The sequence below is a fragment of the Priestia veravalensis genome (genome assembly GCF_001457055.1).
In the GTDB taxonomy this organism is placed as follows: domain Bacteria; phylum Bacillota; class Bacilli; order Bacillales; family Bacillaceae_H; genus Priestia; species Priestia flexa.
Window position 1 is genome coordinate 148170 of the sequence record NZ_KQ758628.1, and the last position, 20323, is coordinate 168492.

Genomic DNA, 20323 nt, shown 5'->3' on the forward strand with positions numbered 1-20323 from the left:
CGAAAAAACCAATTTTACACTAGATCGTAAAATTGGTTTTTTATGTTACAAAAAAGTATTAGTTTAAAATCCAATATTCGCTTCATCGTTATTTGACCAAGCATTACGCTGGCCTTTTTTATTATCTGCTTTTAATTCGTTACAAATATCGATGATGTTGACATTATCTTCATAATGTTTTTGAAGAGCAATGCTGTTATACAGCTCATTAAGCTGCGCATATGAAAATTCATTTGTAGCAGAAACAAGCTCTTTAATTTCTTCTGCCGTCAAAAGATCCCTGCTGTTTTTCTTCACAAGATACTGTTCGCGAAGTCTCGGTGTTGGAAGCTTAATTTCATAGGCGCGGTCAAATCGCCCGGAGCGGTTAATAAGCGCGGGATCAATACGTTCTGGATAATTGGTTGTGCCGATTAAGTAAATCCCCTCTTTAGATGTCGCGCCATCAAGAGTATTTAAAAAGACAGAGCGAATTCCTTGAGGCATAGAGTCAATATCTTCAATAACGAGCACCATCGGACTCATTTTTGCAACGGAAGAAAATACTTCTTGAATCGAATAACTGGACGTATACTCAGTAATTTGCCAATAGGCAACGGGAGCTTCAATACTCGTTGCAATCGATTTGACAAGCGTTGTTTTACCGTTTCCAGGCTTTCCATACAATAAGATTCCACGTTTATACGGAATTTGATACGTATGAAAAAACTCTCCGCCGTTTGTGAAAAATTCGTCAATAGAACGATAGATTTGATTTTTGAGCTTATCTTCTAAAAAAACTTCGTCCCGCTTAACAAGCGTTGTAATCTTCTCTTTATGATTTTCAACACCATCTTCTGTATCAATAAAAATGGTCACGTAATCTTTAATATAGTCCCGCTTACGTTTTAACACATAGTCTAAAAAGGATGATAGGCTTTCTTCACTCGATGCCAAAATGTAGTCATACTGAGTCAATTCGTTCCTTTGAAAAGCAGGCATACGCACAAGCGCTAGGTTATGCTTTTCATAATAATAAAGGTGATTGTAGAGCGATGGTTTTAAAATAAGCTCCATTTCTTTGTCTGTATGATTGGAAGAAATAATCCCCATTTCTAAGCAGTCAAAAACGGAAGCGAGTTCCGTAACACTTTCAGGGTGAAGCTCTAGATCTTCTTCAAGTACTTCCCAAATCTCATTAGACGTATCGCTATCAACATATAGTTGGAAATCGTGACCTGTCTTTGTTTTTAAATACTCTTTAATCTTCTGAACAGGAAAAGCGTAGCTGTAGTACTCAGGCGCTTCATCGATTGTCTTAGCTGAAAATTGAACTAAAGCTTGTTTCGTTTTTGTCATGTAGTGTCTCCTTCAGGTTTAATATGTCTAATTATACAACATTTTACATACTTTGACTTCTTTTATGTACATAACGTTAGAACATTTGAAAGAAATAACAGAACAACTATGCGACAGTAAAAACGAAGAAAAAGAGCATTGAAATGGACCATTCTTGAACTAAGTGATTATCAAAAAGACCAGAACCAATCAGATTCTAGTCTTGAAGAGCTTGGGATGGATGAGTTGATTTTATTGAAGGGCATTTATGCGTTAACTAGGCAAGGAGTTACGCCTAGTCGCAAGCGTTTGGTTGAGTTTGCTGAAGCATCCCACACGCCTCTTTCTGAGCAGCAGGTGCGCTATCGTTTAGAGATGTTAGAAGAAAAAGGATTAGTGATGAAGCAAAAAGGACGTGGTGGCACAAAATTAACTCGAAAAGGTTATGTAGCGGCTGAAAAACTTAAGTTATCGCTCTCCTAGCACGGAGTTAATGCGCTGCTTCTGGATTTCTGTGTACATCGTTTTTAATTCGAGCATAGAAAGCTCATATAAATGTCGTCCATCTTTTGCCTTATAGCATCCGTAATTAATGAGCTGGTGTAGTACTCGTTCACGCTGGGTTTCTAGGTGTTGTTCATAGGATTGCATGACCGCTTCCCCTTTCGTTGCTTGTTTTTTCTTTATTGTCATTATCTTATATTTGTAAGCACTCTCTATCTTTACCCGATGTTTGCGATTAAAAACATGAAATAAAAAAGATTGAATAGGTAGAATTCGTGAAAAAAAGATGAAATGCTCTGGAGTAATGTAATGAAAGAACATCTACGCTTAGCTTGGTTCGCTTCGTGGTTTGCTTTTATTGGGCAAGTCCTTGTCTTTTTATGTGTTGCGCTGTTTACAGGAGAATGGCGCTACCTCTTGTGGAGCTTTCTCATTAGCATGACGGCCGGCCGGGTTAACGGGAATAGTAGTAACAAAAAATGCTGCGGAGAAACATGAGGGTAAAAAAGAACGCTAAACAAGCATCCGACATACTCCTTCAGATGCTTGTTTTTGTTTTAGGTTAAAAGAGTCCTATTATTAAATAAACAGCAGTTCCCCATATAAACAAAGCAGATAATTTATTTAGCAGCTTCATAAAACCACCTGTATGGTCAATTTTCCCTATCACCCTTCCAGCAAACGTAAGGCTGATAAACCACAGCCACGATACGGCAATACAAGCTCCCGTAAACAAGGCTTGTTCTGCACCGCTATATTTTAGTGCGCTTGTTCCAATTACACCAATCGTATCTAAAATTGCGTGCGGGTTGAGTAAAGAAACCGATAAAGCGAATAAAGTTTGCTCACGAGTTGTTAATACGTGATAATTCCCATCTGCTTTTGGTACAGACGTCCAAATAGTGTAACCCATATATAGTAGAAATAAGCTACCTCCACTCATTAAAGCAACTCGAATCCACTCAAACTGAAATACAATAGCAGATAATCCAAAGATAGCTAATAAAATTAGCAACGTATCACATACTGCAGCTGTAATCGTTGCCGGTAACGCTCGGACAAATTGCGTTTGCGTAGCTCCTTGAGAGAAAATAAATACGTTTTGCACGCCTAAAGGTAAAATAAGACCTAATGCTAAAAGAACTCCATGAAAAATAGCTTCCATCCATCAACAACCTCCTTTCAATCACTATCCTACTATGATAGATTAAAAAGAAAACAACCAATTGGATGGTTTTTTACCCATCCAATTTAGAGGAGATTGCATGGACTGGAAGCCAAATACAGATTCACACTTAACTCTTCACGACCAAATTATCGATTGGATAAAGGAGAGAATTGAAAAAGGTGACTGGTGCGTAGGAACGAAAATTCCAACACAGCGCCAACTTGCAGCGCAGTTTAATGTAAACCGAAGCACGGTGCAGCTGGCTCTTGATGAACTTCGTGCAGAGGGTTTACTTCAATCTAAAAGAGGCTCTGGAGTATTTGTAAGCAATAGTTCTTGGAACGTTCTTGTAAACAAAACAAATCCGAATTGGCAGCAGTATATTGAAGGAAGCGTTCATGAACCAAACTACCATACCATTCAGCTTATTAACCAATATGAACAAGTTGATCATATTATTCGACTTGGAACAGGTGAATTATCGCCAGATTTACTTCCAACAAAGCAGCTTGAAGAGTCGTTAAAAGAAATTTCGCTCGAATCAAAAGCAATTGGCTATTCATCACCAAGGGGCAGTAAAGCTCTAAGAACAACCTTATGTACATACTTAAAGAAAAAAGGAATTTATACAACGCCTGAAAATATTTTAATTGTTTCTGGGGCCCTTCAAGCACTTCAGCTAATTGCGGTTGGGCTATTAGAAAAAGGATCACTTGTCTTTCAAGAACAATCATCGTATTTGAATTCAGTACATCCTTTTCAGTCTGCAGGCATGCGCGTTATGTCCGTTTTAAGAGGTAAGAACCTACCCGAACATCTACGTAGGCTTAAGAAAAATAAACAGTCATTGTTTTATTGTGTACCTACTTTGCATAATCCGACAGGCTATAGTTGGACTTTAGAGGAGAGAATAGCCTTTTATCAAACGTGCAAAGAACTCCAGATTCCTATCATTGAAGATGACGTCTATCACGAGCTGCTATTTACTTCAGGGATTGAACCTATCAAAGCGCTGGATACGTCCGGACAAGTTTTATACATTGGTAGCGTCTCAAAAACGCTTAGCCCTGGTTTACGAATTGGATGGGTTGTTGCTCCTCCCCCTGTAATTGAACGGCTAGCAGATATAAAAATGCAAACAGATTATGGATCTAGCGCCTTTTCTCAAGAGATTGTGGCGCACTGGCTATCAACAGGGTTATATGAGAATCACTTAGGACAGCTGCGAGAACAGCTAAAAATCCGAGCGGAATTTGTAGAAAAGATTCTCTATCAAAAATTTCAAAGCTTAGCAAACTGGGAAAAACCTGAAGGCGGATTTTTTATATGGCTTAAATTTAAGAAGCCAATCGTTAATAAAGCACTATTTCTTAATTTGCTAAAGCGAAATGTTCTAATTAATCCCGGCTATATTTATGAAACAAGGGATTTATATCATATTCGTCTGTCGTATGCGTACGCGTCATTAGAGGAACTAGAAAAGGGGTTAGATATTTTATTTGAAGTGTGTAGCGAATATTAAAAATGAAGCAAGAGATATTTTATCGAGATTGGGATAAAGGCAGAATGAAGCAGAGTACAAAGCTGTTACTTTTGTTCATTCTGCCTTTAACTTAGAATCTTAATTCTATTTATACTATCAATTTACTATTCCACCTACTTTTATATGTAATTTTATGTTAAAATAATGGTCATATTTTCATTTTTAACGGAGGGTTATTTTGTATGAGTACGTACAATATTGGTGATATTATATTTCAACTCGTGACTTTTGGACTTATTATCTTGTTTATTGCACTTCTAGTATTTTTGTTTCGTTCATTTTTAAAGAGCAGAAAACAGCTTAACCAAATAGAACAACAAGTGAAAGAGCTTACTGAGAAATTAAATAAAGACAAGCACTAATCATAAAACCCCTCTTATTTCCAAAGACAATAAGAGGGGTTTTATAGTGCTTTATTTAGAAGCAAAAATTTGTTTTTGATCCCACTTTCCATATTTGTAATAAACAAATGCGATAATGCTGCTTATTACAAAACTTGTACCCATGCCAAGTCCGATGCCCGTTTCACCTAGCCACTTAGCGAATAAATAAGTGAGTGGATAACGCAGTACCCAAAAAGAAACAATATTTAACACAAGAATCGCAAACATCGCTCCTGATGCTCTTACAACTCCATTTAGAATGAAGTTAATACCAAGAAACGGATAAAAGAAAGCGACAACCTTTAAGTAATGTGTACCAAACGCCACGGCTCCTTCGTCTTCAATAAATAGACGAGTCGCCCACTCTGCTAAGAAAAAGATAACCACAGCTACAAGCATCATTATTGCAAAGTTATATATAACTCCATATAGGCCAATTTGATTCACTCGACTCCACTTTCCTGCACCAATGTTTTGCCCTGCCATACTACTCACAGAGGTTCCAAGCGCCATCGCTGGAAGCATAAGAATACTATCTAAGCGTTGAGCTGCGCCAAATCCTGCAACTGCATCGTTTCCAAAGGATGTAACGACGCTCATAATTGCCATAACACCAGCTGAAATAACCGTCATTTGTAAACCTGACGGAATACCAAGCTTGAAAATAAGCACTGTTTCTTCCCTCTTTGGCAGAGCAGGACGTGAAAACGGTACAAACTTCTTTTTAAGAATATAAATGATGCCGTAAATGAATGCAAAGCCCTGAGATAAAACAGTTGCATACGCAGCTCCTGCAATACCTAAATCAAACGTCCAGATAAAGATTGGATCAAGCACAGCATTTAAAATAACCGAGATAAACACAAACCGCAGCGGGGTTTTACTATCTCCTACTGCTCGTAGTACAGTACCGATAAAGTTGTACCCGAACAAAAATAAAATTCCGACAAAGTTAATTTGTAAGTATGTTGTAGCGTCGACAAGCATTGTTTCAGGAGTGCCCAGTAACTTCAAGATTGTCTCTGAGCTTAAAAAGCCAATGACGCCAAGTAAGATTGCTAAAGCCGATAATATCACAACAAACGCATTTAAATAACGAGATAGCCCTTCTTTATCATCGTTTCCTTTTTGCTGAGATAAAATCGTTAAGCTGGCATTATTAATTCCAATAATAAATGATAAGATCGTAAAAATAACGGTACCTGAAACCGCAATAGCTCCTAAAGCATCTGATCCTAACAAATTACCAACCCATAGACTATCTATGAACTGATAAGACACCTGAAGCAAGTTCGTTAGTAGAACTGGCGTTGAAAAGAAAATGAGCTGCTTTAAGATTGAGCCTTCAGTAAAATTGTATTGCTTCATATAACTAAAACTCCTTTAGTGACGTCAACCCACCTCTTATGTTCTCTCATGTGAAGTACCCTTTCTTTTTAACTATAAAACTTATTGAACTACGAACAACAAGAAAAGTCAAAGCGTATCAACACCTTGACTTTTCTTGTTAGTTCATCCTTTATTCGTATACACGTTGCGAAGCTGATAGCCACATTGCGAGCAATGATAAATGACGTTTTGATTGGACTGTGCGGTTAACACAGATCCTAATTCGCTTGCAGACTGACATTTTGGACAGATTACAACCGGTTGCTTCATCATCTACACCTCCATTCTTATAATGGAGTGAGGAGAGAGATTTCATACGGTTAATATATATAGTCTTTTGCTAAATCAGACTGAATAACATCCTTATAAGCTAAGCCGTGATCGCTTAATAGCGCTTTTATTTTTTGAACAAAAGCAGGAGAACTCTTGGGTGATACGTATATCTCTGTAAGTAAATGAGCAAGGTCACAGCGTACAAGATTTCCGTGCAGATGCGAAAATGCAAAAGATCTTTCTTTTAAAGCGTCCATACGCGCTTGCCATTCGCTAGCATAGATTTCTTCTTTAATAAATAGCTGTTGGCTCTTCCATGCATCAATGCGACTTGCGATAATAAGCAACCGCAGTTCGTTTTCATAGCTGTACGATTTTCGCTTATAAAAAAGCGTATCAAAGATATTTTCACTCACTTGCTTTTTAGCAAAATCAATGTACTGAACTTTACGCGCAAAAACTTTATAGCGTAAATCCTTAATACTTCCTAATAATCGGTCGTATGTCGTGCGAATGGCGATGCCATCTTGAGATTTCAAAAACAAATCCCACATCCCTGCTGACTCATGCTCATTTATATGCCAAGAGGACAATGCAGAAAATTCATAGACCTTTTCAAGATAGCTTTTTAAATCTTCAGTGGTTGCAAACATAGATTTATCAACATCGCGCATATTCCACATCATGTAATTCGTAGAAAGAGGATCTAGAAACGCAGTGGGCTTTGTGAAAAATAGTGATTTTGTAGATAGCAAGGACTCAAAATGATCTGCGTTCATATAGCGCCAAACAGTTGGATTGTCGTTAATCTTGTACTGCTCATCATAATAGTCATAGCTTGATTCAAAGCCCATCGCATGGTGCGCGGCTTTGTCTTTATAACCTAGATCCATTCATTTCACCTGCTTTACTATAATCATCGATATTTACATTATAGCACCATATCAGGATATTTTTTCAAAATCAAACAAAATTATAGGTGTCTTGACATAATAACATAGTCAACGCCGCCCTTTTGAAACGTATCATTAGAAGGCGTTAAACCAAATCTTTTATAGTAGGTGGTCTTGTTCTTTCTGGCGTTGCACCAAATTATTTTTGTATTCATCTCTTTCGCTTCATTTATGACGTAATTTAGTAAAGTCGTACCGTAGCCTTTTCCTTGACGACTTGTATCAGTTGCAAATTTACGAAACTGAGCTGTATCACCTTGGACAAAGAGTGAAATTACTGAACAAAGCTCATTATGATCAAATAGCCCGTAATGAATTCCTTCATGATCGTTGTCTATTTTCACATACTCAATATTCTTATCCGGCCACATTACGCTTTGCCTAAGTTGCCACGTGTCTTCTTTTGAAATTTGACGAACATTCAATTGGTTCCCATCCTTTCTTGATGAAAAAAAGTGCTTATAAAAGCACTTTTTACACAACATATTTTAGGTATTTACTTTCCATTTTAGTCAATACGTATACTACTCTTTTACCTTAGTAAGCTATGTTCGTTTTAACAACTAGGAATGAATGAAATGATAACTTGCTTTTTCAAGCGTTTCTTTAAACATCTTTAAGTCTTCTGTTGTATAGATAGGCTGTTGTTTTAACTGTTCAGTGAAAAAGACAGATAGGTCATCTTTAGTAGAAAAGCAAAGTGAATGGTTTTGTGAGTAGTTTTTTACACTCGTATTATAATCACCGTTAAAATAAACGATTGGTGTTACTACAGGTATATCGCGACGTAATTTTTGCAAGTAAGACTTTAAGCTAGCCGCGTGTTGCTGGACTTCTTTTCCAGGATGAGGCTTACTCATTACTTTAATCTCACCTTCACTTGTTTTCGTAAATACAAAGGTTTGCTCTTCGGTTCGTGCTACCCGAGTGGATAGTGAATCGACTAAAAATGACAGCTCATGAATTTGGTCTTTTCGAATACCATAAAGAATATCTCCGCTCCAGTTCTTCACTTCAATCAAATAAATACCAGTTTTCATTAAAACAACGTGGTCAATTTGTCGAATAAATAGCTGTTCGTTCATGTAATAAGGCATAAAAACGTTTCCCATAATAATCATGTCATCAGCTGTAATTTTATTTTTATGAATTAAGTTTGTTTGTAATGTCGTTAACGTTTTATGAATAACAATTTCACCTTTATTTTTCGAAAAAGCTTCCAAGCTTTTTATATACTTTGTCGATTTAATTAGCTGAGCCGTATGTTTTTCTCGTAAATCTCTGATAATATTTTTGTAGTGCTCTTCTTTCTCTGTTAAATCAGCTTGTTTCTTCTGTTTGTATTCTTCTTCACAAGCAGCGATGGAAACAGCCGCTTCCTTTTGTGCTAGCTCCAGCTGGGTAACATACTTCTCTTCGACTTGTACATTTCGGCGATAAAGGTAAATACAAGTCGTTATTAACCCTAGAATTAAGATTGTGCCAATAATATAAACAATGTACATACCTCTCCTCCTTATGTCTATTATAGAATTTTTTTCCGTCTATAAAAAGAGATTCAAAAAAATGAACCTAAACACCTACTCTAAAGCGCTATTATAAGCGAAAAAGAGCTTAAAGATAAGCCCTTTTTCTACTTTTTTATGAAGGAATCCTAATTTGTTGACCAATTTGAAGTGCAGATGGGTCAATACCTGGGTTCGCTGCTTGGATTTGTTGAACTGTTACGCTATACATCCTTGCGATTTTATACAGCGTATCTCCTGCTTGGATGGTATAAACCGTTGATTGGCGAACAGGTAAATTTAAATACACCGCAATCCCTCTTGCGTATGCATTTGCCATCGCTTGTAAGAAAGCTTCATTTTTTAAAAGATTTGCATCCTTCGTTGTGTCAATAAACGCAATTTCAGTTAAAACAGCTGGCATATTCGTTAAGCGTAAAACCGCAAAGTTTGCTGCTTTTTTGCCTCGATTTGTATGGTTGTAAGCTGCTAGTACAGGAATGACCTGTTCGTGCACGCGATTGCGATAGTTTACGGTTGCTGAGCTGACGGATCCATTGTAAATATAATCCTCATAGCCTGTACCACCACCAGCGTTTACGTGAATAGACATGAATACATCAGCTCCCCAAGCATTTGCTTTAGAAGCGCGTTCTGACAAACTTAAAAACGTATCCGTTGTGCGCGTTGTTTGAAGTGTAAAACCAGTATAGTTTGTATTCAAAAAACTAATCATGTATTGCTGAAGCTTTAAAACAAGATTTTTTTCTAATAAGCCATTACCGACTGCACCTGAGTCCTTGCCGCCATGGCCGGCATCAAGATAAATCTTTTTCATATGACTTGTCTCTCCCTTCTCTATTAGCTTATGAAAGATGGGAGGTTTGGTAACGGATACAAGCCTATAAACTATTCTTTTCTATACATATTTACGGCATCTATCTTGATTGTTTGATTGATGCAGAACTTTTCTTCGTGACTCCAGTATTTTTACCTACAATGACTGCTATTACTACAACCACAGCCGTTACAATTGTAAAGAATGTAATAGATTCGTTCAAAAAGAGCGCTGCAAAAACAATCATCCAATAGGGCCAAGTCTGCATAGTGTAATTGTCCAAAACCGAGGTGCATGGCATAGATAATGACTGATAAAGAGCCGATTAAGCTTGAAATCCAAAACGTAAGCGAAGGAGCTTCATTTGCTCTAATGATCGCAAAGCCTGCTGTGGCTAAGGGTAAAAGTGTTAATTCTACAGCTCCGTGAGATACAGGTAGAGTTTTCATTGCCCAGCTCGTAAGTAAAGGAAACGCCAAAACAGTACCAAGCGATAGATCTATATAAAGAAGAACTATTTACTTATTCTGAACAGCAAGGTCTTTATTCACTACGAGTTCAGCTTGTGAACTATTTGCAAACTCTACAGGTTTTTACCAATCCAGACAAATTATTTATTGTATCTGGCTCTCAGCAAGCTCTTAATCTATTAGTCTCAATGCCTTTCCCAAATGGAAAAAGCAATCTTCTCATTGAGCAGCCCACGTATTTTGGCTTTATTGAATCCGCTACCCTGCATCAAGCTACTACTTTTGGTATTGAGCTAGCCATGGAAGGAATTGACCTTGAGCGTCTAGAGTATATATTTCGAAACAATGATATTAAATTTTTCTATATTGTACCGAGATTTCAAAATCCCCTTGGACATAGCTATACTAATGTAGTAGAAAATATCGTGTTACGCCTCAAAACTTTTTGCGGTTTTAAAACAAAAAAGAGCTCATCTTTAAAATATAAAGGCGATGAACTCTTTTTTTGTTTTAAATTAACTTTACGATCCAGTATACACACTGTCACACGTATTCGGCTGCGGCTCGTAGTAGCAGTGGTTTTTATATTGACCTGCAAATGGCTGGCCGTACCAAGTTGGAGGACACGGACCGTATGGGTTAAAATACCAAAGCGCATATTTTGCAGGATACTCACGCCAAAAATCAAGCGTTTTCTTGGCTAATCTTTTCTCTGTACTTCTTGCTCGTTGATAAAAAGCATTCCCTTTTTGAACAGCTTCAAAGGAATAGTTACCTCCTTGCACTTGATAAATAACCTGCGGAATTGTTCGTAGACCTTTAAAGTCAAGGCAATTCGCTTTTACTCGGTTTACAATGACATTTCCAACGTATAACATTCCTTGCTGTCCTTCACCTTCTGCTTCCGCTCGCATCATTCTAGCCATTAATGCAACGTCTGAATCCTTATACTGAACTCTTGGCATAGTCTCACCTCAATCTATAGTATGAAAAAATGCCAAAATTGATGTTAGCGGACAAGAAAATTGATTTATTTACAAAAAACCACCGTCAGAGTGAATAATTTGTCCGGTAATCCATGCGGCTTCATCACTAGCTAAGAAGGCAATCAACTTGGCTGCATCAGGTTTAGATAAGTCAAGCTTCATCGCTTCGCACCTTACTCCAAGCTGCTTAATTTCTGTTAATAAGGCTTCAGACCAACTCGTATCTCCGCCTTTAAAATAGTCCATTTGTTGGTCATAAGGAGACCAGTGAGTAAAGAAGATAGGTAAAGGAAGTAAATATCTTTTATTATCTTACACGTCAAGTGCTCCTTCACGAAGTGCTTTGCCTAAAAACGGACTGACTTCCCCTACGCTGTATAGGTGAAAGTCGTGCATAGCTCTTGTGCAAGCCGTATAAAACGTCCGGCGTAAACTTTCTTCGCCGTATACGTTCTTTGATGCGTTGTAGATGATAACCGCATCAAATTCAATTCCTTTTGATAAGTATGCGGGAACAACTACTACTCCTTGCTCATACTTAAGAGCGTTGCTTTTTAATAGCTTAAGCTCCTTAATATTAGCTAACGCTTCGTAGGCAGATGCGCTTTCTTCTGCAGACTTACAGATAATTGCAATACTGTTGTAGCCATCGCTCTTGAACTCATCAACCTTGGAGGCAATTGCTTGATGGAGCTCATCATAATCTGACAGCTGTGTAAGAGCAGGTCGTTTACCTTCGCGCTCAAATGGAACGATTGTTTCTCCATTCGGCACAAGCCTTCTCGCCAGCTCAATGATTGGTTTTGTCGATCGATAGCTTCTTGTAATGTTAATCAGTTCCGTTTGCTCTTCACCATAAAGGTTCGTTAATAGTTTAAAGTCGGCATTTTCACTTGCATGAGCAAAAATGGCCTGGTTGAAATCACCAAGTACTGTCATTCGTGCAGCTGGAAATAAACGTTTTAAAAACTCAAACTGAAACGGCGAATAGTCCTGCGCTTCATCAATGACGATATGCTTAATAGCGCTGTTTATTTGAAACCCTTCAATGATTTCTTTTAGAAGTAAAAACGGCGTAGCGTCTTCATAAAAAAGCTTATCTTTCTCTAACGTATCGACCGTGATGTCACAAATGTCAGGCCAATTAGCAGGCGCCTTGTCTTTTAAGTGTTTCGTTATTTCAAGAGAATTCGTGAACAGCTGTTTGTATATTCCGATAAAATCAATAAACTGCAGCGCTTTAATTTTGCTTCGCAGCGGCTTTAGCTTTTGACGCACAATCAGCCTTGCAAGCGCTTGTGGTTCCATATCGTAATCAGCGGTGTCTTCTCTTTTAAATCCGCGTTTTTTAGCTAAATACGCATGTGCTTTATGATAATCTTCATTGCTTAAAAGCTCGATTTCGTCTTGAACCCAAGGCTTTTTGCTTTCGGTTTTTTGAAAGTCAGTTAGCTGCTTCAATAACCAATCTCTTAACTTTTCAAGTCGATTATGAAAGCGGAGAGATGTATCAAAATTGTAAAATCGTTCTACCATTTCTTCTGCTGTTACAACTGCTTTCCCTCTAAACACAACGTCGTTAAATAGCATCCCTTCTGATTCAAGCGATTTTCTGTAGGCTTGAACAGCTTCGAAAAAGCGTGTAGATGCTTTGAAGCGTATGCCTGCAAGCCTCGATTGATAGAAAGATGTCTTTTTAGCTGTTAAAACATATTCTAACTGTTCATACGGCGTTTCTACTTGAAATGCTTTACTTAAGCGGTGGTCTAAATACTCTTGAAACGTCACTTGCTGCATATTTTCTTCTCCAAGCTCTGGTAGTACGTTTGAAACATAGCTACTGAACATAGAGTTAGGTGAAAACAGAATAATTTGATCCGCATTGATGTGGTCTCGGTATTTATACAATAAATACGCAATTCGCTGCAGAGCTGCCGAGGTTTTTCCGCTTCCAGCTGCCCCGTGAACAATCAATAATCGTCCTTTATCGTGGCGAATGATTTTATTTTGTTCTTTTTGAATTGTCGCAACGATACTATGCATTTGCTTATCTGTACCTTTACCTAAAACCTGCTGTAAGATTTCATCTCCAATCGTCAAACTTGTATCAAACATGGACTGAATCACCCCGTTACGAATAAGGTACTGCCATTTCTTTTCAAGCACACCTTGAATCATGCCACCAGGCGTCATATAATGAGCCGGCCCAGGCTGATAATCATAATAGACGCTGGAAACAGGCGCTCGCCAATCGTAAACCAAAAAATCATCTCCGGTTTGGTCATTAAGAGCAGCAATTCCAATATAAATGCTTTCAGGAGCTGAATCTCCTTCTTCTGTAAAATCAATACGACCGAAATAAGGAAGTTCTTTCATCCGATGCAACGTGGATAATCGCTTAGAGGAATGTTTATGTGTACTTTGAGTTACTGATAGCGCCTGAGCTTCCTGACGTAACCCAATAATCGTTTCAAGGTAATCATCAAACGTATCCGTATTTACCTTAACCTCATCCCAAAAGTGCTTGCGAATATGAATGACTTCTTCTTTACGCTTTGTCGTCTCTTCTTCTAGCTTATTTATTTCTTCATTAATTCTTTCCGTAACGTCGTCTACGCGCTTTTGTTCCTGCTGAAGTTCCGAACCCATCGCAAACACCCCTTAAAAAATAGTTGACTAGCGCATCATTTCTATATTATAATTATAGTAGGGAAAATTATAATCGATAACAAATATAGATACGCATCTATACTAATTTATCATGAAATTGTTTTGTTTTCAAGATGTTCAGCAGAAATATAAATCCAAGGATGAGGGTATTGTATTACCTTCATCCTTTTTTAATGCTTTTTTGAGATAAGCAGAAGCCGTGGTTATGAAGAAGCTATGCTATCATTCTTGATTGGAGTTGGTGCAATTCCGCACCTCTACGGTAAATTGTTAGTTGTTGGAATCTCTTCTTCCGCTGTTTGTTTATTTGTGATAAAATTCACCAAATGTATATAATGATAATCTAGTAAGCTTACGGCAGAAAGGAGAAACTAGATGAAGTTCGTTCTCATATTCGGCCCACAGGCGTTGAGCTTCTTGCTCCTTTGTTTCAATTCAACGAAGAAATGTGGAGATTAGTAGATTTGTTCCGTAAAGAAATCTTTGAAGCTGTTGCAAAAAGTGACGCAGAAGGTATAATTTTCACTTATGTATGGGCGTTTGATATGCAAAGCGATTGGGATTTTGTTAAAGAAGTATGCGACATTTTTGAATCAAAATGCGGTACGATATATTTTGTGGAGCTAGAAGCGGATCTCAACGAAAGAATTGACCGAAACAAAACGTCAAATAGACTGCAGCATAAGCCAACAAAAAGAAACGTAGAATGTGTGTATATGTTAATTGTTCCTTAGTTAGCATTCCCTCTAACTTTTTAAAAATGAGCGGAATTAATCTTTTACTTTCAATTACTAACGTATGTCTTTCTTGTTCTACACTTGAAACAATATACGACACTAGATTGTCCAAGTAATTTCTTTTATCGTTAATATTATAATAAATATGAACGCTTTCGTTGTTCTCTATTAATTTAGAAAATTGATTTTTCAATTGTGGAGGCTCCCTTATATAAGATCAACCCACATTTTAAGATTCTTAAAATAGTAAATTGTCTATTCGTTAGAGTCATTCTACGCTTTGAATGCTTGTCTGTAAAGCTATACTATCCCCCCTTCAAGCTAAGTTAACTGCTGTTAGCAAAATACTCCTTGTGATCATATATACACTAAAAAAGGTATTTTTCTCTATATTAATATGTTAAGATAAACAAACACAAAGCAGTCTATTTTAAATTTAATAAAGTGAAAACTGCATGCACAATAATTTAAGAGCAGAAAAAGCCCTTTAAATCCAGGGCTTTTTTCTTTATAAGATAATAACGACTTTACTGTTTACAACATGAAAGATTGATGATGGCCATCACTTGTATAAGGAGATAATAAACGATGCATAGAAATCACAAATTATATCATTTTTTAGTTGAACGCACATGGTCTTTGACTGAAAACTGGTATGAATCATTAGACAAAGAAAATTCATTAGGTGTATATGCTTCAAATGATCCACTCGTAATTGATAAAGTAAAACAGCAAAACCATGAATTTCATATTCGATTTTGTAAAGTCTTTGATAATAACGAGTCAAGTGAACAGTTTTCCATTCACTTCGATGAATGGATTAATTCAATTTCAAAAGATGAAGAACATTTAAACACGCCAATCGACGTCATTTTACATGAGTTTTTCGTTACGCAAAATCAGTATTTGGATTTAATTGAAGAATTTGTTCGGACAAGTAGTGAAACGTATTCACAAGAAACAATCAATAGGTGGAATCGTGTTGTGATTAAAAACTTTAATTACGTCATGACTGTATTCACTAGAGAATACCATGCGCATTCTCAGCTACGATTGAAGGCTCAGCAAGAACTGATTATAGAACTGAGCTCACCTATCATCTCATTAAGTTCAAGCTTAGCCTTACTTCCTATTGTAGGTGAGATTGACACAGACCGCGCTAGGTTTATTCTTGAGAACACTTTAAATCAATGTGTAGATAAGGGGATTCGTCACCTTTTGCTTGATTTATCCGGAGTAGTCATTATTGATACAATGGTGGCTCATCAAATCTTTCAATTAATTGAATCATTAAGCTTAATAGGTGTAAAAGCTACACTATCAGGTATTCGACCTGAAATTGCACAAACTGCTATTCAAATCGGGATTGATTTCAGTAAAACCTCAATTGTCTCTAGCCTTGAACAAGCAATTGCGACATCTAAAACCTATTAATCTATAAGTTTTTGTTAATACTGTACTTGTCCAGAAAAGATTCCTTTCGAGGTAAATCTTTTCTGGACGAAGTTATTTCAAATTAGGACTAAAGGTTTTCAATTTGTTTCAGCTCTATCCCGTTTGAACCACCTTCTCTTTTATAATGTTGAGCTAAAGCAGCGTCCATCATTTGTCTTTTAGAACTAGACATTTATTTGCTCCTCTTATTGGGTGATAATTAAGATAAAGAAATTTGATTAGCGTAACCTATGTATTATTCATCTCATATCCAGGTAATCACCGCAATTATCTGTTTTTAGCTATGTGTAATACAGGCTTCATAAAGCTTAAAGGTATTTAATTAAATGGTGTCCATGAAACTATGCTAACTCCAAGGAAGCCCCAGAACGATTAAATTAGTTCTGGAGCTTCTTTACTATACCGGATAGTGAAAATAATAAACCGTTCTTTAGATAGGCGCTTGCTCTATGTCTATTGTTTTCAGTTCTAATAACTCCTTTAAGAATGTAATTGTTTTTTTAGTATCTTCATTTCCTTCTTTTGTACCATGCTCTTTATGTTCATTAAGAGATTGAAGAATTGCTTCTCTATAAGCATTTGTTTTAATTAACCAGTCACTTAAGAGATGTTTGGTTGCTTTAAATTCCTCTTCATTTTTAACACCAAATAAACTTTGCATCTCTGGTTCCTCTAACTTGATTGACTGAAAGTTTTCACTCATAACAAGGCAGAAATAATTTTGTTGAAGGTCATAATATTTATGTTCTTCTAATAAAAAATAATCAATTTCAAATTTAACCCCATAATATGGCTTAGATGTAGTTGGAATATGAATCCCTTTAATCGTGATATTCTCTACTGAATCTATATATAATTCCAAACCACGGGCAGTCTTAATTACTTTACTACTTAATAAATCCATACTAATTAACCCCTTAGTCGTATTAATATCCTTATAATGAGAAGGAACGTTAACAATTCTTAAACAGCTAACGTTCCTTCCATTAAATAAATCGTTTTAGGTAGAGAAATTAGCTCTTAACAGCGTTTTTCCAATCAGCTGCAAACTTTTCAATTCCCTGCTCAGTTAAAGGATGTTTCACTAGTTGTTCAATGACAGCATAAGGAATTGTTGCAATATGAGCTCCAGCAAGCGCTACACGCGTCACATGATCTGGATGTCTGACAGAAGCCGCAATAATTTGCGAATCAATGTTTTGTACGCGGAACAGCTCTGCAATTTTTGATACAAGGTGGACACCGTCTTCTGAAATATCATCTAAACGTCCTAAGAATGGAGATACATAAGTAGCACCTGCACGCGCTGCTAGAAGTGACTGGTTCACGGTAAAAATGAGTGTTACATTTGTTTTCACGCCTTTTTTTGAAAGGTAACGTGTTGCTTCCAGGCCAGGGATTGTCATTGGAAGTTTGATTGTAATATTTTTATCTCCGCCGTTAATTTTAATTAATTCTTCTGCCTGTGCAATCATTTCTTCTGCGGTTTCAGCATCCGGTGTTACTTCTGCTGAAACTGATTCTACTTCAGGTACTATTTTTAGAATTTCTTCAATGCGATCTTCGAACTTTACCCCTTCTTTTGCCACTAAAGATGGGTTTGTTGTCACACCGGATAAAACGCCTACTTTATATGCTTTTTTAATATCTTCAATGTTTGCTGTATCAATAAAAAATTTCATAGTTGTATTCCTCCATCAAATCTTTTTTTAGCTACAAGACAATAGAGCATAAGCTTGTTTACTTTCTTTCCCCTAATATCTCTTAATTTAACCATGTAATACATTTTTAGTAAGTTGAACAACGTTTTCTGTGGTAAATTCAAATGATTGACCTCTGATCTAACGCTCGAAACATGTCACTAGATATTATTTTCTCCTATGGTCCTTATCATTCCCATCCCAGGGAGATTCTTATTTCAAATAATAGACGCTTTTTTAAAGGTCTCACCCTTCTAAAGTTGGAAAGAGATCCTTATCTAACCACCATTTAAATCCGTTTGCACTCAGTAAACGATTCGCTTCCTCAGGCCCATAAGAACCTGATTTATAAGAATAAAGAGGTAAAAGGTTTTCAGCAAAAGCTTCTAGGATTGGCTGTACCCATTTCCAAGACATCTCCACCTCATCCCAGTGAGCAAAGAAAGTAGGATCTCCACAGAAAGCATCAAAGATTAACCGTTCATAGGCTTCAGGTACGTCCTTTTGATCCAATGAAAAGTTTACTCTTACAGGTTCAATTTCTCCGTTATTTAATGGATTTTTACTGTTAAGTTGTATGGAGACCTGTTCATGTGGATTAATTTCAATAATTAGCAAATTAGGAGCCAGGTTTCTTTTTTCAGTAACATGCAAATATTTTAACGAGTTTTTAAATTCAATCACAATGCGAGTAGACTTATTTTTCATTCTTTTTCCTGTGCGAATATAAAAAGGGACTTCAGTCCAAAATGGATTATCAATCCACAATCTAGCAGCTACAAATGTATCAGTTTGTGAAGACGTGTCAATACCAGGTTCTTCTTTATATCCAACTACAGACTGTTCTTGAACTTCTCCAGCACTATACTGACCACGAATAACGTGCATACCTACTTCCTCTTTCTTTATGAGGCGAAGTGATTCCATTACTTTTTTCTTTTCATTACGAATCTCTTCTGAATTAATTCTTTTTGGTAGGTGCATAGCCGTCATCATTACGAGTTGCAACATATGATTTTGAACCATATCTCGAATTGCACCTGCTTGGTCATAATAACCAGCTCTTTCTTCTACCCCTACCGTTTCACTTGCCGTAATTTGGACATTAGCAATGTGTTCGTTATTCCATAGTGATTGAAGTATAGGATTTGCAAATTCTAAAGCTTCTAAGTTTTGAACCATAGATTTTCCAAGATAGTGATCAATACGGTAAATTTCATCTTCTTTAAATGCTTGACTTAATTTTAGGTTTAAATCTTGCGCAGATTTTAAATCATGTCCAAATGGCTTTTCGATTATCAGGCGCTTCCAACCTTTTGTAGAACCTAGCCCGCTCTCTTTAATGTTTAATGCGATAGAATCAAAAAAATCTGGTGCTACTGATAGGTAAAATATTCGATTTTCTGGAATTCCTAATTCTTTTTCACGTTGTTGAACATGATTTAATACATCTTTATAATCTTCTGGTGCTGTTGCATCCAAGCTAATATAACTGAAATAACCTATAAAATCTTCCATGCTTGAACGATTGTCTACCTTTCGTCGAGAAAAAGTTTCCACTGACTCTCTTACTAGGTTTTGAAAATCCGTATCAGACATCTCTTCTCTACCCGATCCAACAATAGAAATTGGCTGAGGCATTTTCTTATTTAAAAATAAATTATATAACGCGGGTATTATTTTTCTTTTAGCTAAATCTCCTGTAGCTCCAAATAAAACAAAAGTCATTGAGTCCATTGCCAATACTCCTTTTATTATGTAAAGTTCCTCTTGTATAACAAAGTAATTCATATACACTAAATAATTATCTAGACATTAATCATCTGTATTATAAGGACATATTATTCATTGACATCAGCTTATATAGATAATGGTCATCAATTTGAGACGTTTACATATTATATTTTTTACGGTGTGGGATATTATGAACAGAAAATCACTAAATATACGTTGTTTGAAAGTGCGCGAAGAATGCTTTTTTTACATAACACACATAATAGAGTATGTTAGATATAAAAAAAGGAAATAACCATCTATAAATTGAAACAGAATCAGCTTTATAACATGACTAATTATCATGTCTAAAAAGCTATTGAGAAAAAAACAAAGTAAGCCCGAAATATAAAAAATAGCGCACCTTCACGGTACGCACGACGAACGGCCAGCTAACTGAATTTTTTTCAGTTAGCTGGCTATTTTGCACATGTGGCTTGAATATTCTCTGACCATGGCATGTAATTATGTAAAATCTCAGGGTGTTGATGAAACGATATATTAGGTAATTCCGTCATCAGCTTTACCAAGTACTGATAAAAATCAATTCCGTTTGCTTTGGCCGTTTCAGCCAAACTCAAACAAATGGCATTCGCATTAGCGCCTGCTTCACTCACGGAGAAGAGCCAGTTTTTGCGACCAATAACATTTGGACGAAT

Annotated in this window: 22 protein-coding genes and 3 pseudogenes; 7 read left to right on the forward strand and 18 right to left on the reverse strand. The window is 36.6% G+C overall.

Translation table 11 applies throughout. The annotated features are described in order from the left end of the window. Window positions 1–63: 63 nt before the first annotated feature. Complete coding sequence (locus tag AS180_RS02710) at window positions 64–1338, reverse strand: AAA family ATPase (RefSeq protein ID WP_025911013.1); 1275 nt, start codon at window positions 1336–1338, stop codon at window positions 64–66. 138 nt (window positions 1339–1476) lie between these two features. Here AS180_RS02710 and AS180_RS02715 point away from each other — a divergent pair, with 138 nt between their 5' ends. Beyond that, window positions 1477–1800 (forward strand): winged-helix domain-containing protein, encoded by a 324-nt coding sequence (locus tag AS180_RS02715; protein ID WP_025911011.1) that lies wholly within the window; start codon window positions 1477–1479, stop codon window positions 1798–1800. Here AS180_RS02715 and fbpA read toward each other — a convergent pair. After that, a complete protein-coding gene (fbpA, locus tag AS180_RS22115; RefSeq protein WP_025911010.1) occupies window positions 1786–1968 on the reverse strand; it encodes a Fur-regulated basic protein FbpA in 183 nt (60 codons plus the stop codon). The two genes, AS180_RS02715 and fbpA, sit on opposite strands and share 15 nt — an antisense overlap. 162 nt (window positions 1969–2130) lie before the next feature. Between fbpA and AS180_RS02725 the strand changes: the two genes are divergently transcribed. Continuing rightward, complete coding sequence (locus AS180_RS02725) at window positions 2131–2319, forward strand: hypothetical protein (RefSeq protein WP_025911008.1); 189 nt, start codon at window positions 2131–2133, stop codon at window positions 2317–2319. 64 nt (window positions 2320–2383) lie between these two features. Here AS180_RS02725 and AS180_RS02730 read toward each other — a convergent pair whose 3' ends face one another. Further along, window positions 2384–2986 carry a LysE/ArgO family amino acid transporter gene (locus tag AS180_RS02730; RefSeq protein ID WP_025911006.1) on the reverse strand — a complete coding sequence of 201 codons (603 nt, stop codon included), beginning with the start codon at window positions 2984–2986 and terminating at the stop codon, window positions 2384–2386. Window positions 2987–3086: 100 nt separating this feature from the next. Between AS180_RS02730 and AS180_RS02735 the strand changes: the two genes are divergently transcribed. Continuing rightward, window positions 3087–4511: an aminotransferase-like domain-containing protein gene (locus AS180_RS02735; RefSeq protein WP_025911004.1), complete on the forward strand. Its 1425-nt coding sequence runs from the start codon at window positions 3087–3089 to the stop codon at window positions 4509–4511. Window positions 4512–4714: 203 nt separating this feature from the next. Next, the gene (locus AS180_RS02740) at window positions 4715–4894 is read left to right on the forward strand and encodes a DUF4083 family protein (RefSeq protein ID WP_025911003.1); all 180 of its coding nucleotides are present in this window, start codon (window positions 4715–4717) and stop codon (window positions 4892–4894) included. Window positions 4895–4945: 51 nt separating this feature from the next. On the opposite strand, the gene AS180_RS02745 is transcribed toward AS180_RS02740, so the two are convergent. The 8 genes and pseudogenes from AS180_RS02745 to AS180_RS24015 all read right to left on the reverse strand — a co-directional run. Beyond that, on the reverse strand, window positions 4946–6283 hold the full coding sequence (locus AS180_RS02745; RefSeq protein WP_025911002.1) for an MATE family efflux transporter: 1338 nt from the start codon (window positions 6281–6283) through the stop codon (window positions 4946–4948). Between the two features lie 144 nt (window positions 6284–6427). Next, a complete protein-coding gene (locus tag AS180_RS23070) occupies window positions 6428–6577 on the reverse strand; it encodes a hypothetical protein (protein WP_090752689.1) in 150 nt (49 codons plus the stop codon). 47 nt (window positions 6578–6624) lie between these two features. After that, window positions 6625–7470, reverse strand: coding sequence for a hypothetical protein (locus tag AS180_RS02750; protein ID WP_025911001.1), 846 nt, complete (start codon window positions 7468–7470; stop codon window positions 6625–6627). Window positions 7471–7550: 80 nt separating this feature from the next. Then, on the reverse strand, window positions 7551–7955 hold the full coding sequence (locus AS180_RS02755; RefSeq protein ID WP_025911000.1) for a GNAT family N-acetyltransferase: 405 nt from the start codon (window positions 7953–7955) through the stop codon (window positions 7551–7553). Window positions 7956–8093: 138 nt separating this feature from the next. Next, the gene (locus tag AS180_RS02760; protein WP_025910999.1) at window positions 8094–9035 is read right to left on the reverse strand and encodes a nuclease-related domain-containing protein; all 942 of its coding nucleotides are present in this window, start codon (window positions 9033–9035) and stop codon (window positions 8094–8096) included. Between the two features lie 136 nt (window positions 9036–9171). Next, on the reverse strand, window positions 9172–9873 hold the full coding sequence (locus AS180_RS02765) for an N-acetylmuramoyl-L-alanine amidase (protein WP_062686321.1): 702 nt from the start codon (window positions 9871–9873) through the stop codon (window positions 9172–9174). A 100-nt stretch (window positions 9874–9973) separates the two neighbouring features. Then, window positions 9974–10120: a hypothetical protein gene (locus AS180_RS24010; protein ID WP_374699982.1), complete on the reverse strand. Its 147-nt coding sequence runs from the start codon at window positions 10118–10120 to the stop codon at window positions 9974–9976. Between the two features lies 1 nt (window position 10121). After that, window positions 10122–10370, reverse strand: a pseudogene (locus AS180_RS24015) (EamA/RhaT family transporter); the annotation flags it as partial. On the opposite strand from AS180_RS24015, the pseudogene AS180_RS23425 reads away from it, so the two are divergent. Next, window positions 10361–10780: pseudogene (locus AS180_RS23425) on the forward strand (aminotransferase class I/II-fold pyridoxal phosphate-dependent enzyme); the annotation flags it as partial. The pseudogenes AS180_RS24015 and AS180_RS23425 sit on opposite strands and share 10 nt — an antisense overlap. Before the next feature lie 84 nt (window positions 10781–10864). Here the strand turns inward: AS180_RS23425 and AS180_RS02775 are convergent. From AS180_RS02775 to helD, 3 genes are all read right to left on the reverse strand, one after another. Continuing rightward, on the reverse strand, window positions 10865–11308 hold the full coding sequence (locus AS180_RS02775) for a cell wall hydrolase (protein ID WP_025910994.1): 444 nt from the start codon (window positions 11306–11308) through the stop codon (window positions 10865–10867). 69 nt (window positions 11309–11377) lie between these two features. After that, on the reverse strand, window positions 11378–11575 hold the full coding sequence (locus AS180_RS24020; protein WP_062686323.1) for an SDR family oxidoreductase: 198 nt from the start codon (window positions 11573–11575) through the stop codon (window positions 11378–11380). Window positions 11576–11641: 66 nt separating this feature from the next. Further along, a complete protein-coding gene (helD, locus tag AS180_RS02785) occupies window positions 11642–13978 on the reverse strand; it encodes an RNA polymerase recycling motor HelD (protein ID WP_062686325.1) in 2337 nt (778 codons plus the stop codon). Between the two features lie 464 nt (window positions 13979–14442). Between helD and AS180_RS02790 the strand changes: the two are divergent. Further along, window positions 14443–14706: pseudogene (locus AS180_RS02790) on the forward strand (shikimate kinase); the annotation flags it as partial. A 618-nt stretch (window positions 14707–15324) separates the two neighbouring features. After that, window positions 15325–16170: an STAS domain-containing protein gene (locus AS180_RS02795; RefSeq protein ID WP_062686326.1), complete on the forward strand. Its 846-nt coding sequence runs from the start codon at window positions 15325–15327 to the stop codon at window positions 16168–16170. A 451-nt stretch (window positions 16171–16621) separates the two neighbouring features. Here the strand turns inward: AS180_RS02795 and AS180_RS02800 are convergent, their stop codons facing one another. The 4 genes from AS180_RS02800 to AS180_RS02815 all read right to left on the reverse strand — a co-directional run. Then, on the reverse strand, window positions 16622–17095 hold the full coding sequence (locus AS180_RS02800) for a hypothetical protein (RefSeq protein WP_035321172.1): 474 nt from the start codon (window positions 17093–17095) through the stop codon (window positions 16622–16624). A gap of 109 nt (window positions 17096–17204) precedes the next feature. After that, window positions 17205–17873, reverse strand: coding sequence for a fructose-6-phosphate aldolase (fsa, locus tag AS180_RS02805; protein ID WP_062686327.1), 669 nt, complete (start codon window positions 17871–17873; stop codon window positions 17205–17207). A gap of 264 nt (window positions 17874–18137) precedes the next feature. Further along, window positions 18138–19628, reverse strand: a complete 1491-nt coding sequence (gene zwf, locus AS180_RS02810; RefSeq protein WP_062686330.1) for a glucose-6-phosphate dehydrogenase — start codon at window positions 19626–19628, stop codon at window positions 18138–18140. Window positions 19629–20083: 455 nt separating this feature from the next. Then, window positions 20084–20323, reverse strand: a 240-nt coding sequence (locus AS180_RS02815) for a transposase domain-containing protein (protein ID WP_139109142.1), incomplete at its 5' end; no start/stop codon positions are given.